Origin of the sequence: Pseudomonas sp. S8, assembly GCF_050473925.1 — a bacterium.
GTDB classification, from domain to species: domain Bacteria; phylum Pseudomonadota; class Gammaproteobacteria; order Pseudomonadales; family Pseudomonadaceae; genus Aquipseudomonas; species Aquipseudomonas parakoreensis.
On the sequence record NZ_JBFDVZ010000016.1, the window covers coordinates 5,280,712 to 5,294,210 of the forward strand.

The 13,499-nt window shown below is 60.9% G+C and carries 13 protein-coding genes; 12 read left to right on the forward strand and 1 reads right to left on the reverse strand.

Going from position 1 to position 13,499, the window contains the following annotated elements:
- Positions 1-84 precede the first annotated feature (84 nt).
- The 5 genes from ribF (at position 85) to ispH (ending at position 5,996) form a co-directional block, all read left to right on the forward strand.
- Positions 85-1,023: a bifunctional riboflavin kinase/FAD synthetase gene (ribF, locus tag AB1J88_RS25015; protein WP_003228347.1), complete on the forward strand. Its 939-nt coding sequence runs from the start codon at positions 85-87 to the stop codon at positions 1,021-1,023.
- A gap of 13 nt (positions 1,024-1,036) precedes the next feature.
- Entirely contained in the window at positions 1,037-3,868 is a 2,832-nt protein-coding gene (gene ileS, locus AB1J88_RS25020) for an isoleucine--tRNA ligase (protein WP_430292172.1), read from the forward strand.
- The gene (gene lspA, locus AB1J88_RS25025) at positions 3,861-4,373 is read left to right on the forward strand and encodes a signal peptidase II (RefSeq protein WP_041065299.1); all 513 of its coding nucleotides are present in this window, start codon (positions 3,861-3,863) and stop codon (positions 4,371-4,373) included. The genes ileS and lspA overlap by 8 nt, the downstream gene beginning before the upstream one ends.
- Before the next feature lie 7 nt (positions 4,374-4,380).
- Positions 4,381-4,818, forward strand: coding sequence for an FKBP-type peptidyl-prolyl cis-trans isomerase (fkpB, locus tag AB1J88_RS25030; RefSeq protein ID WP_430292716.1), 438 nt, complete (start codon positions 4,381-4,383; stop codon positions 4,816-4,818).
- A gap of 233 nt (positions 4,819-5,051) precedes the next feature.
- On the forward strand, positions 5,052-5,996 hold the full coding sequence (gene ispH, locus AB1J88_RS25035; RefSeq protein WP_222018294.1) for a 4-hydroxy-3-methylbut-2-enyl diphosphate reductase: 945 nt from the start codon (positions 5,052-5,054) through the stop codon (positions 5,994-5,996).
- Here the strand turns inward: ispH and AB1J88_RS25040 are convergent.
- The gene (locus AB1J88_RS25040; protein WP_430292173.1) at positions 5,953-6,522 is read right to left on the reverse strand and encodes a GspH/FimT family pseudopilin; all 570 of its coding nucleotides are present in this window, start codon (positions 6,520-6,522) and stop codon (positions 5,953-5,955) included. The two genes, ispH and AB1J88_RS25040, sit on opposite strands and share 44 nt — an antisense overlap.
- Before the next feature lie 131 nt (positions 6,523-6,653).
- On the opposite strand from AB1J88_RS25040, the gene AB1J88_RS25045 reads away from it, so the two are divergent.
- From AB1J88_RS25045 to thiO, 7 genes are read left to right on the forward strand one after another with little or no spacing between them, the layout of a single operon-like run.
- Positions 6,654-7,127 carry a GspH/FimT family pseudopilin gene (locus AB1J88_RS25045; RefSeq protein ID WP_041065311.1) on the forward strand — a complete coding sequence of 158 codons (474 nt, stop codon included), beginning with the start codon at positions 6,654-6,656 and terminating at the stop codon, positions 7,125-7,127.
- Positions 7,124-7,573, forward strand: a complete 450-nt coding sequence (pilV, locus tag AB1J88_RS25050; RefSeq protein ID WP_041065314.1) for a type IV pilus modification protein PilV — start codon at positions 7,124-7,126, stop codon at positions 7,571-7,573. Before AB1J88_RS25045 ends, pilV begins: the two co-directional genes overlap by 4 nt.
- Positions 7,570-8,283 carry a PilW family protein gene (locus tag AB1J88_RS25055; protein WP_041065317.1) on the forward strand — a complete coding sequence of 238 codons (714 nt, stop codon included), beginning with the start codon at positions 7,570-7,572 and terminating at the stop codon, positions 8,281-8,283. Before pilV ends, AB1J88_RS25055 begins: the two co-directional genes overlap by 4 nt.
- Before the next feature lie 11 nt (positions 8,284-8,294).
- Entirely contained in the window at positions 8,295-8,774 is a 480-nt protein-coding gene (locus AB1J88_RS25060; protein WP_174377363.1) for a pilus assembly PilX family protein, read from the forward strand.
- Positions 8,761-11,850 carry a pilus assembly protein gene (locus AB1J88_RS25065; RefSeq protein ID WP_430292174.1) on the forward strand — a complete coding sequence of 1,030 codons (3,090 nt, stop codon included), beginning with the start codon at positions 8,761-8,763 and terminating at the stop codon, positions 11,848-11,850. Before AB1J88_RS25060 ends, AB1J88_RS25065 begins: the two co-directional genes overlap by 14 nt.
- Positions 11,851-11,865: 15 nt before the next feature.
- Entirely contained in the window at positions 11,866-12,267 is a 402-nt protein-coding gene (locus AB1J88_RS25070) for a type IV pilin protein (protein ID WP_430292175.1), read from the forward strand.
- A 58-nt stretch (positions 12,268-12,325) separates the two neighbouring features.
- Positions 12,326-13,426, forward strand: coding sequence for a glycine oxidase ThiO (thiO, locus tag AB1J88_RS25075; RefSeq protein ID WP_430292176.1), 1,101 nt, complete (start codon positions 12,326-12,328; stop codon positions 13,424-13,426).
- Positions 13,427-13,499: the final 73 nt, after the last annotated feature.

A 13,499-nucleotide genomic window follows, 5' to 3' on the forward strand; every position in this document is an offset into this window, starting at 1 on the left:
TCGAGCACTTTGCGTTACGGTGTTGCCTGTCGTCGACCGTCGGGTGTGGTTATAATCGACCACTTTATGAGCAAGAAGCGCGTTATGCAGCTGGTTCGAGGCCTCCACAACTTGCGCCCCCAGCATCGGGGCTGCGTCGCCACTATTGGCAACTTTGACGGTGTTCACCGTGGTCACCAGGCTATCCTGGCCCGCCTGCGTGAGCGTGCGCTTGAGTTGGGCGTACCCAGCTGCGTGGTGATTTTCGAGCCGCAGCCCCGGGAGTTCTTTGCCCCGGAGACCGCGCCGGCACGTCTGGCCCGCTTGCGCGACAAATTGCAGCTGCTGGCCGCCGAAGGCGTCGACCGGGTGTTGTGCCTGGCTTTCAATCAGCGCCTGAGCAAGCTCAGCGCCAGTGAGTTCGTCGATACCATCCTGGTGGACGGCCTCGGCGTGCAGCATCTGGAAGTCGGCGACGATTTCCGCTTTGGTTGCGACCGCCTCGGCGATTTCGATTTTCTGCTGCAGGCCGGTCAGGTTCACGGTTTTACCGTGGAAGCCGCGCAAACCGTCGAGCTGGACGGCATTCGCGTCAGCAGCACCCAGGTGCGCAATGCGTTGGCCGCCGCCGATTTTGCCTTGGCCGAACGCTTGCTCGGCCGCCCGTACCGGATCGCCGGTCGCGTGCTGCACGGCCAGAAACTGGCCCGGCAACTGGGTACGCCCACTGCCAACATTCAACTCAAGCGTCGTCGCGTACCGTTCACCGGGGTGTATCTGGTGGATGTGGACATCGACGGCAAGACCTGGCCCGGCGTCGCCAATATCGGCGTGCGGCCCACGGTCCAAGGTGATGGCAAAGCCCACCTTGAAGTTCATCTACTGGATTTTGCCGGCGATCTGTATGACCGGCGTCTGACGGTGGTTTTCCACCAAAAGCTGCGTGAAGAGCAGCGTTTCGCCTCCCTGGAGGCACTGAAAACGGCGATCAACGCGGATGTCGCCGCCGCCCGTGCACTAGCCGCACCTAGCGCCCATCGCTAATGAAGAGCCTTAAATGACCGACTATAAAGCCACGCTAAACCTTCCGGACACCGCCTTCCCAATGAAGGCCGGCCTGCCACAGCGCGAACCGCAGATTCTGCAGCGCTGGGACAGTATTGGCCTGTACGGAAAGTTGCGCGAGATTGGCAAGGATCGTCCGAAGTTCGTCCTGCACGACGGCCCTCCGTACGCCAACGGCACGATCCACATCGGTCACGCACTGAACAAGATTCTCAAGGACATGATCATCCGCTCGAAAACCCTGTCGGGTTTCGACGCGCCGTATGTTCCGGGTTGGGACTGCCATGGCCTGCCGATCGAGCACAAGGTTGAAGTGACCCACGGCAAGAACCTGGGCGCGGACAAGACCCGCGAGCTGTGCCGTGCCTACGCCACCGAGCAGATCGAAGGGCAGAAGACCGAGTTCATCCGCCTCGGCGTGCTCGGCGACTTCGCCAACCCGTACAAAACCATGGACTTCAAGAACGAGGCCGGTGAAATCCGCGCCCTCGCCGAAATCGTCAAGGGCGGTTTCGTGTTCAAGGGCCTCAAGCCGGTGAACTGGTGCTTCGATTGCGGTTCGGCCCTGGCCGAAGCCGAAGTCGAGTACGAGAACAAGAAGTCCTCGACCATCGACGTGGCCTTCCCGATCGCCGACGAAGCCAAACTGGCCGCCGCGTTCGGTCTTCCATCGCTGAGCAAACCCGCTTCGATCGTGATCTGGACCACCACCCCGTGGACCATCCCGGCCAACCAGGCACTGAACGTTCACCCGGAATTCAACTACGCGCTGGTTGATATCGGCGACAAGCTGCTGGTCCTGGCTGAAGAGCTGGTTGAGTCCTGCTTGTCGCGTTACGGCGTTGAAGGCTCGGTCATCGCGACCACCACCGGTAAAGAGCTGGAACTGATCAACTTCCGTCACCCGTTCTACGACCGCCTGTCGCCGGTGTACCTGGCCGACTACGTCGAACTGGGTGCCGGCACCGGTGTGGTTCACTCCGCCCCGGCCTACGGTGTGGACGACTTCGTGACCTGCAAGAAGTACGGCATGATCAACGATGACATCCTCAATCCGGTACAAAGCAACGGCGTGTACGTGCCGTCGCTGGAATTCTTCGGCGGCCAGTTCATCTGGAAGGCCAACCCGGCCATCGTCGACAAGCTGACCGAAGTCGGTGCGCTGATGCACACCACCGTCATCGAACACAGCTACATGCACTGCTGGCGTCACAAGACCCCGCTGATCTACCGCGCCACCGCGCAGTGGTTCATCGGCATGGACAAAGAACCAGTCAGCGGCGACACCTTGCGCGCACGCTCGCTCAAAGCCATCGAAGACACCAAGTTCGTTCCGGCCTGGGGCCAGGCGCGCCTGCACTCGATGATCGCCAATCGTCCGGACTGGTGCATCTCCCGTCAGCGCAACTGGGGCGTGCCGATCCCGTTCTTCCTGAACAAGGAAAGCGGCGAGCTGCACCCACGCACCGTCGAACTGATGGAAGAAGTCGCCAAGCGCGTCGAAGTCGAAGGCATCGAAGCCTGGTTCAAACTCGACGCTGCCGAACTGCTGGGCGATGAAGCCCCGCAATACGACAAGATCAGCGACACCCTCGACGTCTGGTTCGACTCGGGCACCACTCACTGGCACGTATTGCGCGGCTCACACCCGATGGGCCACGAGACCGGTCCACGCGCCGACCTGTACCTGGAAGGTTCCGACCAGCACCGCGGCTGGTTCCACTCGTCGCTGCTGACCGGTTGCGCCATCGACAACCACGCGCCGTACCGCGAACTGCTGACCCACGGTTTCACCGTGGACGAGTCCGGGCGCAAGATGTCCAAATCGCTGGGCAACGTGATCGCGCCGCAGAAAGTCAACGACACTCTGGGCGCCGACATCATGCGTCTGTGGGTCGCGTCGACCGACTACTCCGGCGAAATGGCCGTGTCCGAGCAGATCCTGCAACGCAGCGCGGACGCCTATCGCCGTATCCGTAACACCGCGCGCTTCCTGCTTTCCAACCTGACCGGTTTCAACCCGGCCACCGACCTGCTGCCGGCAGAAGACATGCTGGCGCTGGATCGCTGGGCGGTGGATCGCACGCTGCTGCTGCAACGCGAATTGCAAGAGCACTACGGCGAATACCGTTTCTGGAACGTTTACTCGAAGATCCACAACTTCTGCGTGCAGGAGCTGGGTGGTTTCTACCTCGACATCATCAAGGACCGCCAGTACACCACCGGCGCCGACAGCAAGGCACGCCGCTCGTGCCAGACTGCGCTGTTCCACATCTCCGAAGCGCTGGTGCGCTGGATCGCGCCGATCCTCGCGTTCACCGCCGATGAGCTGTGGCAATACCTGCCGGGCGAGCGCAATGAATCGGTGATGCTCAACACCTGGTACGAAGGTCTGACCGAACTGCCGGAAGGCTTCGAGCTGGGTCGCGCGTACTGGGATCGCATCATGGAAGTGAAGGTAGCGGTCAACAAAGAGATGGAAATCCAGCGTGCGGCCAAAGCCGTCGGTGGCAACCTGCAAGCCGAAGTAACGCTGTTCGCCGAAGACGCGCTGAGCGCCGACCTGGCGAAGCTGAGCAACGAACTGCGCTTTGTCCTGATCACCTCGACTGCCAGCGTGGCACCTTTCGTTCAGGCTCCTGAGGACGCGGTAGCCACCGAAGTCAGCGGCCTGAAACTGAAGATCGTCAAATCGGCCTTCCCGAAATGCGCCCGTTGCTGGCACTGCCGCGAAGACGTCGGCGTGAACCCGGAGCATCCGGAAATCTGCGGTCGTTGCGTCGACAACATCAGCGGCGCCGGCGAGGTTCGTCACTATGCCTAACGCCGTTGGCCGTTTCGGACGGTTGGGCTGGCTCTGGTTGAGCTTGCTGGTTCTGGTCATCGACCAGGCCAGCAAGTTCTACTTCGAAGGCAAGCTCGAAATGTTCCAGCAGATCGTGATCATTCCCGATTACTTCAGCTGGACCCTGGCCTACAACACCGGCGCGGCGTTCAGCTTCCTGGCTGACAGCTCCGGCTGGCAGCGCTGGCTGTTCGCCTTGATCGCGATCGTGGTCAGTGCGGTGCTGGTGGTCTGGCTCAAGCGTCTGGGCCGCAACGATACCTGGCTGGCCGTCGCCTTGGCGCTGGTGCTGGGTGGCGCGCTGGGCAATCTGTATGACCGCATTGCCCTGGGCCATGTGATCGACTTCATTCTGGTGCACTGGCAAAACCGCTGGTACTTCCCGGCGTTCAACTTCGCCGACAGCGCCATCACCGTCGGTGCGGTGATGCTGGCACTGGACATGTTCAAAAGTAAGAAAACCGGAGAAGCCGTTCATGACTGAACAGGTATTGGCTGAGCAACGCATCGGCCAGAACACGGAAGTCACTTTGCACTTTGCATTGCGCCTGGAGAACGGCGACACGGTCGACAGCACATTCGACAAAGCCCCGGCGACCTTCAAGGTCGGCGACGGCAACCTGCTGCCGGGTTTCGAAGCGGCATTGTTCGGCTTCAAGGCCGGCGACAAGCGTACGCTGACCGTCGAGCCGGAAAACGCCTTCGGCCAGCCGAACCCGCAAAACGTACAGATCATCCCGCGCTCGCAGTTTGCCGACATGGAACTGTCGCCGGGTCTGCTGGTGATCTTCAATGATGCGGCCAATACTGAGCTGCCGGGTGTGGTGAAAGCGTTCGATGACGCGCAAGTGACCATCGACTTCAACCATCCGCTGGCCGGCAAGACGCTGACCTTTGACGTCGAGATCATCAACGTCAAAGCGATCTGAGTACAGAGCAGAACCACTGTGGGAGTGGGCTTTTGTGGTGAGGGGATTTATCCCCGATGGGGTGCGAAGCGCCCCCGAATCCGATCACCGCGATCCAGAGCCGGAAAGCGTTGACTGTTTTGACGATTGCTTCGCAATCGATCGGGGATAAATCCCCTCGCCACAACAGGCTCGCTCCCACAATGTTTTCAACCGTTTTCGCTATTTCTTGCGCGCAAGACACGAGGCACAGCATGCAAATCAAACTCGCCAACCCCCGTGGCTTCTGCGCCGGCGTGGACCGGGCGATCGAAATCGTCAACCGCGCCCTGGAAGTCTTCGGGCCGCCGATCTATGTGCGTCATGAAGTGGTGCACAACAAGTTCGTCGTCGAAGACCTGCGCAACCGTGGCGCGATCTTCGTCGAAGAACTGGATCAAGTGCCGGACGACGTCATCGTGATCTTCAGTGCCCACGGTGTTTCCCAGGCCGTGCGCAATGTAGCAGCCGGCCGTGGCCTGAAGGTATTCGACGCCACATGCCCGCTGGTGACCAAGGTGCACATCGAAGTCGCCAAATACAGCCGCGACGGTCGTGAATGCATCCTGATCGGTCACGCCGGCCACCCGGAAGTCGAAGGCACAATGGGCCAATACGACGCCAGCAATGGCGGCGCGATCTACCTCGTCGAAGACGAAAAAGACGTGGCCGAACTGCAGGTGCGTAACCCGGAAAAACTGGCGTTCGTGACCCAGACCACCCTGTCGATGGACGACACCAGTCGCGTGATCGATGCCTTGCGCACACGTTTCCCGGCCATCGGTGGTCCGCGCAAGGACGACATCTGCTACGCCACGCAAAACCGTCAGGACGCGGTCAAGCAACTGGCTGACGAATGTGACGTGGTATTGGTGGTGGGCAGCCCGAACAGCTCCAACTCCAATCGCCTGCGTGAACTGGCCGAACGCATGGCCACGCCGGCCTACCTGATCGACGGCGCCGAAGACCTGCAGAAAAGCTGGTTCGATGGCGTTGAGCGCATCGGCATCACCGCCGGAGCCTCCGCGCCGGAAGTGTTGGTTCGCGGCGTTATCCAGCAGTTGCAGGCCTGGGGCGCGACGGGGGCCGATGAGCTGGCCGGCCGCGAAGAGAACATCACCTTCTCGATGCCGAAAGAGCTGCGCGTCCGCTCGATCTGACGTTCTTCGTCTTCAGGCACAGCGCCTGCTCAGCCTTTGCGCTGGTCAGGCGCACCCGACCGGTTGCCGCCAGCACCACCTGGAGCTGGCTGACCGGCTCGCGTGCCGAGCAGATATGTAGCGTCCCCGCCTGAAACGCCCGCCCGGGCATCAGCGGTTGTCCCAGACTGCTGAAACGCACAAAACGACTGACCGCCCAATTGCCGACGATCGGTATTCGTCCGTCACTCGCCTGTTCCACCAGCAGCGGATTGCTGCTGTCCTGCGGCCCCTTGCCGTTGAGATCCAGGATGATCCGCCAGCCCTGACTCCAGTCGCCACCGATGCCATGGATTACCACACTCTGATTGCGGGTGATGGCCAGGGTGCGGGCGTTGCGAATGCCCTCGAGCAGCGACCGTGCTGCCTGCTCGCGATGAGTCGCCTCGGTGAAGGCGGCGAACGCCGGACTGACCAGTGACAGAACAATTGCGCCAATCGCCAGTCCCATAAGCAATTCGATCAGGCTGAAACCCTGTTGCGGCATGACGACTCCCTCCGTGGAGCATGAAGCCCGGCACGATCCTTTTTACCGGGCAGGGCAAATCAACCGACGCAGGCCGGTCGAATGTTCTAGTTTGTAGAAGCAGGTATAGCCGACGGCAACGGAGGGCATCGATGGATCATCGTACAAAAGGTTTCACGCTGCCCGAGTTGTTGGCTGCGGTCGCCGTATTGGTGATCCTCATCACCCTGGCGGTGCCGGGTTTCACCCGCTCGATCCAGAGCAGCAAGGCCGATACGGAAATGGGCGACCTGCAGCGTGCCATCAACTTTGCGCGGCTGGAGGCGATTGATCGCGGCGTGACCACACGCTTGCGCCCGAGCGCCGGCGGCAGCGTGTGGACCGGCGAATTGTCGGTCTACGATGGTACTGGCACTGCGGCCAATGTATTGCGGGTTGTTCCAGCGATGAGCAGCGGCGCGACTCTGACGCTACCCTCAGGAGTGTCCGCACTGGATTTCAATAATCTGGGTGGCCTGGCGGCGCCGTCGACAGCGGTGGTCATCAGTTACGTGCTGGGAACGCAAAGCAGGACGCTGAACGTGTGTCTGAACGGACGAATTCAATCGGGTGGAAGTTGCGGATGAGGGCAGGGAGCACACAGGCACAGGAGGGCATGTCGCTGATCGAAGTGCTGGTCGCGTTGCTGATTCTGACGGTCGGGATATTGGGCGCAGCCGCCGTGCAGCTCAATGCGCTGAAATACACTGACAGTTCACGAATGACCAGTCAGGCCAGTTTTATCGCCTACGACATGATGGACCGCATCCGCGCCAACGCTGCCGCCGACTACACGGTGACGCCGCCGACCTCGGGCAATCTCGGTGTGGCCCGCGATCAGGATCTTTACGACTTCACCACCAACATCGTCAATTTCGGCGGGCCCACCGCCACGGGCACGATCACCCTCAATCAGCGGGTGTACACCATCACCATCAACTGGAATGACTCGCGGGCCGCGAATGCCACCGGCACCACACGCAGCTTTGTTCTGACCAGTCGCGCCACGGTCGACCCGGTGGCCACGCCATGAAGCATGATCAGCGGGGGTTCGGCCTGATCGAAATGCTCATCGCGCTGGCGCTTGGGCTGATCATCGTACTGGGGGTGGTGCAGACGTTCCTTGCGGCCAAAAACACTTACGTCAGCCAGAACACCGCCGCTGCGATGCAGGAAGACGCGCGTTTTGTCCTGAGCAAGATGATCCAGGAACTGCGCATGGTCGGCATGTTTGGCTGCCTGGGCACAATTACTGACGCGAGTTCGGCAGGGGATTTCTACGCGGCGCAGGTTACGCCGATCAACTGGGACAACAGCAACCTCAAGCTGACCCTGGTCACCGCCGATGTTGGCGGCAGTGGCGGCACACCGACCTGGACGGTGCTCTCCGATTGCCGCAACAGCGCCACGGCCTATACCGGGTTGCGGGCGGCGGCGAGCGGGCAGATCGCCTTTCCGATCCGCCGCTTGATCTACAGCTTCAGCAACAACCAGATTCTCATGGGCACCGGCAGCGGCACCCCGACCCAACAGGTCCTGGTGAATAACGTCAGTGCCTTTAATGTGACCTTCGGCCTGGCCGCGTCCGCCACCGACGTCGCGGCTTCCTCCTACAGCGCCAACCCCAGCGATCCGGCGCGTATTCGCAGTGTGCGCCTGAGCCTGACCCTCACCGACCCGAACAATCGGGTGGCCAATCAAACCTTCAACGTGGTTGCCGCGTTGCGCAACCGCTTGCAGTGAGGGCCGGGCTGATGAACGTTGCATTCAACCAGCGGCAAAACCAGCGCGGAATGGCGCTGCTGGTCAGTCTGGTGTTCCTGTTGCTGTTGACCTTGATCGGGCTGTCCTCGATGCAGAGCGCCAACCTGCAGGAAAAAATGGCCGGCAGCGTCAGCCTGCGCAATCAGTCGTTCCAGACCGCCGAGGCAGCGTTGCGCATCGGTGAGAGTGCGGTGCAACTCGACAGTTATTCGCTGGCGGTGTGTGCCAATACCACGCAGTGTGCGCCGCCAGCAGAGTCCTCGGTGGTCAGTGCGGCGGGGCTCAATTCGACTTCCGGCGTAACGTGGATTGCAGCCGGTAACGGCTTTTATGGTGTACAGAATATCGGTACCACTCTGACGGCGGTCAACGTGCCGAGCAACACGTCGGCGACCCTGTATCGGGTTACGGCAGTCGGCATTGCCGGTACGTCGCGCAGTGTGGTGGAGAGTGTCTATGCGAAGTATTGAGCGCTGCTGGACACTGTTGACGGGCATGCTGCTGGGCTTGTATCTGGCGGCGCCGGCGTATGCGTTCACGCCGTCCGATTCGCCACTCTTGAGCGCAGCGGCGGTGCCGCCCAACGTGATGTTGCTGATCGACGATTCCGGCAGTATGAACAGCATCATTTACGCGGCAGGATTCGACCCGAACGTCACGCGCACCCCGGCCCGGCAGTGCAATGCGTTCCTTGGCCTGTGTTCGGCATTGAATGCGCCCGCGATTACCGGCGATCCGGTGTTTTTATCGAACCTGCCGACATCCGGTTGTTCCGGCGGTGCCTTCGCCTTTTACAACAACAGCATTGCACCGCTGTGCCTGAAACTGCCTGATCCGGTGGGCGGCGGCAATACGCGCTACACGGGGGATTACATTTCTTATGTGGTCAGTCTGGCGATCAACAACGGCACCCGCGACTTCACCACCGGGGCGATTCCCAACGACTACCGGATCAACGTCGCGCGCAACGTGTCCACCGCCCTGGTCACCAGCAACCGTAACTTGCGCATGGGCCTGTCGACCTTCAACCCGGTCACCAACAACAATCCGGGGAATGGTGGCTACATCGCCCGCTCCATCAGCGACCTGTCACCGGTGTCCGGCAGCGTGACCCAGGCGCAGGCCGACGCCAACTACAATGCGCTGATTTCCTCGATCAACGCTTTAGGTGCCGTGGCCAACACGCCGCTGGCGGAAACCTACTACGAAATTACCCGCTACATGCGCGGCATGGCGCCGTACTACAACAGCACGCCAACGACTTACACCAGTCCGATCCAGTACCGTTGCCAGAAAAACTACGGCGTGGTCATCACCGACGGTCTGCCGACCTACGACCGCACCTTTCCGAGCAACGATCCGTTGGGTGGCAGTCGTCTGCCGAACTGGGACGGCATCAACAATGACGGCAACAACCTCAATGGCGATAACGAGGGTGACACGCTGTATCTGGATGACATTGCCAAGTTTGCGTTCGACATCGACATGCGTTCGACGGGGACCGACGCTGCCGGCAAAAGCTGGAACGCGGTGGATTTTCCCAAGCAGAACATGAATACCTACACCGTCGGTTTTACCGCCGACAACGACATGCTCTCGGACGCTGCCAGCTACGGGCAGGGCCGCTATTACCAGGCGACCGACAGCACCGGTCTCAACACCGCGTTGTCTTCGGCGTTGAGCGATATCACCTCCAAGGCCGGTTCCGGCGGCGCGGGAGTCACCAGCGGCACCACGCTGGCCAGTGGCACCAGTTATTTCCAGACCAGCTACGACCCCAAGGACTGGCGTGGCACGATCAAGTCATTCGGCTTCACTTCGGCGGGCGCGGTGAACACCTCGGCGGCCCTGTGGACCACCGATACCACTATCGTCCCGGGCGCGACCGCACCGACCTATCAATCGTGGAACACCAGCAGCAACGCCGCCGTGACGCTGGCCTACGGCAACTTTTCCGCGGCCCAACAGACGGCGCTCAGCCAGAGTCTGCCCACCGGCATCAGCGGCAGCGATCTGGTGGAGTGGAGCAAGGGCACCAACAAGACCGGGCTCAAGGTGCGCAGCGTATTGCTCGGCGACATCATCAACTCGCCACTGGTGCTGGCTTCGCCCAGTGATAAAACCGCCTCCGACCTGTCGGGCGACACCACTTACACCACGTACCTGACCACCAAAGCAGCGAACATGAATTCGAGTCTGGTGGTGAATGCCAACGACGGGTTCGTCAACGTGATCAACTCGGCCAACGGCACTCGACGTTATGCCTACATGCCGTCCAGCGTGTTGCCGTCGCTACGGCTGATTGCTGATCCGGCGTACATCAATGGTGTCAGCCACAAGTTTCTGGTGGACGGTCAGGTCGGTGTGTATGACGCGCAAATCAACAGCGCCTGGAAAACCCTGGCCATCGGCGGCACCGGTGCCGGCGGCAAGACTTTCTACGCGCTGCAACTGTTCGACGCGTCTGCGGGCAATGTGCTCAATGCCTTGTGGGAAGTCAGCGCACCCGCCACAGCGAACACAGCCAACGCATTTAATGATCTGGGTTATGCCTACGCGCGGCCGGAAGTGGCACGCTTGGCCGACGGTCGCTGGGCGGCGTTCATTGCCAATGGTTATGGCAGCAACTCCGGAGTGGCGGCTTTGTATGTGCTGGATGTGCGTGACGGTTCGTTGATCAAGAAGATCATTATCGACAGCACCGAGACCACCAATGGTCTGTCGTCGGTCAAGCTCAAGGTCAATTCTTCGAACGTGGTGCAGGCCGCCTATGGCGGTGATTTGAAAGGGCGTCTGTGGAAATTCGATCTGAGCGCGACGTCGACCGACAGCTGGGGCGTGGCGTTTTCCGGCAAACCACTGTTCACCACGGCGGGCGGTGCGACTCAGCCGATCACCGCGCAGCCGCTGCTGGCGGACAATTCGCTGGGGGGCAAACAGATCTTCGTCGGCACCGGCAAATTCAACGAGACCGCCGACAAGACCAACAAGGATTTGCAGGCGTTCTACTCGGTGTGGGATGCCGACGGCGGTTCCGGACAGTTGACGGTCAGCAGTCTGCAGGCGCAGGCGGTGACCGGCGTGTTCTCCGGCAGCACTGGGCAGTTCATCACTACCAGCCAGAACGACACGACCTATCCGGGGGAGAAGGGCTGGTATCTGCCTTTGGTGTACAACAATGTGCTGACTGGCGAGCGGGTGATCAATCAGGCCAGTCTGGTGCTCGGACGCATCGTGTTTACCACCGCCAGTGTCGACACCACGGACCCGTGTGCCAGTTTCGGTACCGGCAAACTGGTCGAACTCGATGCGTTCAGCGGTAAGATGCTCAACTACGCGGTGCTCGACACCAACGCCGATGGCGTGGTCGACAGCAACGACACGATTTCCAGCGGCGTGGTGTTCACCGGCGGGATTCCGACCCTGAACGCCATCGTCAATGGCGCGACGCGCAAGATCGTCAACGATTCCAGTGGCACTGTCACCACACTGGTGGAAAAATCCGGCGGCGGCAGCCGTCGTATCATGTGGCGACAAATACAGTAAGTGAGAGTTTGAGGCATGCGCAGATTCAACCGGGGCTTCACCCTGATCGAAATCATGATCGTGATTGCGATCATCGGGATCATCATTACCATCGCTGCACCGAGCTACACCGAGTACCTGAAAAAGGGCCGGCGCGCCGAAGTGGAGTCGCTGCTTTCGGAACAGGCGCAGATCCTCGAGCGCTTCTACACCAAAAACAACGTCTACACCGGCATCACCGGTCTGAGCACAGGCAATGATTTCTACACCATCACCCCGACGATCGCTGACCAGACCTTCCTGCTGACCGCCACCCGCAAGGCCGGTACGACCATGGCGACCGACAAGTGCGGGGATTTTACCCTGACCAACACCGGCGTCAGAAGCATGAACAACGCTACCACCGGGCTGACCACCAAGGATTGTTGGGGCCGCTGAGGTAACTTCTTACGGGCGCCTCTTTGCGCCCGCTGTCTTTATTACGGTTGGATCAAACATGACCAGGCAACAGCAAGTGGTGATTGTCGGTGGCGGGGTGATTGGCCTGCTGACCGCCTACAACCTCGCCTCCGAAGTGCGCAGCGTGGTGCTGCTGGATCGCTCGAACGTCGGCCAGGAATCGTCCTGGGCCGGTGGCGGCATCGTTTCCCCGCTGTACCCGTGGCGCTACAGCCCGGCCGTCACTGCGCTGGCGCATTGGTCGCAGGATTTTTATCCACAGCTGGGCGAGCGGCTGTTTGCCGATACCAGAGTTGATCCCGAAGTGCACACCACCGGCCTGTACTGGCTGGATCTTGAAGATGAAACCGAAGCACTGGCCTGGGCTGAGCGGGAAAACCGTCCGCTGCGGGCTGTGGATATCTCGGCGGTGCACGACGCGGTGCCGGTGCTGGGTGGCGGGTTCGACCGGGCGATCTACATGGCCGATGTGGCCAACGTCAGAAACCCACGGCTGGTGAAGTCGCTGAAAGCGGCGTTGCTGGCGCTGCCGAACGTGACGATTCACGAGCAATGCGAAGTCAGCGGGTTTGTTCGCGAAGGCGAGCGAGTGAGTGGCGTCGAGACGTCCAAGGGCTTGATCCGCGGCGAGCAGATCGTGCTGACGGCCGGGGCATGGAGCGGTGATCTGCTCAAGACATTGGATCTGACGCTCCCGGTCGAGCCGGTCAAGGGCCAGATGATTCTCTACAAGTGTGCAGCGGATTTCCTGCCGAGCATGGTGCTGGCCAAGGGACGTTATGCGATTCCGCGTCGCGACGGGCACATTCTGATCGGCAGCACGCTGGAGCACGAAGGCTTCGACAAGACCCCGACCGAGGTCGCGCTGGAGAGCCTCAAGGCTTCGGCAGTCGAGTTGCTGCCGGCGCTGGCGGAGGCCGAAGTGGTGGGGCATTGGGCCGGTTTGCGCCCGGGTTCGCCGGAGGGTATTCCGTATATCGGCCGGGTGCCGGGGTTTGACGGTTTGTGGCTGAACTGCGGGCATTACCGCAACGGCCTGGTGCTGGCGCCGGCGTCGTGTCAGTTGTTTGCCGATGTGATGCTCGGGCGTACGCCGATTATCGATCCGGCGCCGTATGCGCCTGAAGGTCGCATTTAAGGCAAAAGCAAAAGATCGCAGCCTGCGGCAGCTCCTGCATTGGAATGCATTTCCTGTAGGAGCTGCCGCAGGC

Coding starts and splice junctions, on each gene's coding strand:
- ribF (WP_003228347.1), top strand. CDS start 85: ATGCAGCTGGTTCGAGGCCTCCACAACTTGCGCCCCCAGCATCGGGGC.
- ileS (WP_430292172.1), top strand. CDS start 1,037: ATGACCGACTATAAAGCCACGCTAAACCTTCCGGACACCGCCTTCCCA.
- lspA (WP_041065299.1), top strand. CDS start 3,861: ATGCCTAACGCCGTTGGCCGTTTCGGACGGTTGGGCTGGCTCTGGTTG.
- ispH (WP_222018294.1), top strand. CDS start 5,052: ATGCAAATCAAACTCGCCAACCCCCGTGGCTTCTGCGCCGGCGTGGAC.
- AB1J88_RS25040 (WP_430292173.1), bottom strand. CDS start 6,522: ATGCCGCAACAGGGTTTCAGCCTGATCGAATTGCTTATGGGACTGGCG.
- AB1J88_RS25045 (WP_041065311.1), top strand. CDS start 6,654: ATGGATCATCGTACAAAAGGTTTCACGCTGCCCGAGTTGTTGGCTGCG.
- pilV (WP_041065314.1), top strand. CDS start 7,124: ATGAGGGCAGGGAGCACACAGGCACAGGAGGGCATGTCGCTGATCGAA.
- AB1J88_RS25055 (WP_041065317.1), top strand. CDS start 7,570: ATGAAGCATGATCAGCGGGGGTTCGGCCTGATCGAAATGCTCATCGCG.
- AB1J88_RS25060 (WP_174377363.1), top strand. CDS start 8,295: ATGAACGTTGCATTCAACCAGCGGCAAAACCAGCGCGGAATGGCGCTG.
- AB1J88_RS25065 (WP_430292174.1), top strand. CDS start 8,761: ATGCGAAGTATTGAGCGCTGCTGGACACTGTTGACGGGCATGCTGCTG.
- AB1J88_RS25070 (WP_430292175.1), top strand. CDS start 11,866: ATGCGCAGATTCAACCGGGGCTTCACCCTGATCGAAATCATGATCGTG.
- thiO (WP_430292176.1), top strand. CDS start 12,326: ATGACCAGGCAACAGCAAGTGGTGATTGTCGGTGGCGGGGTGATTGGC.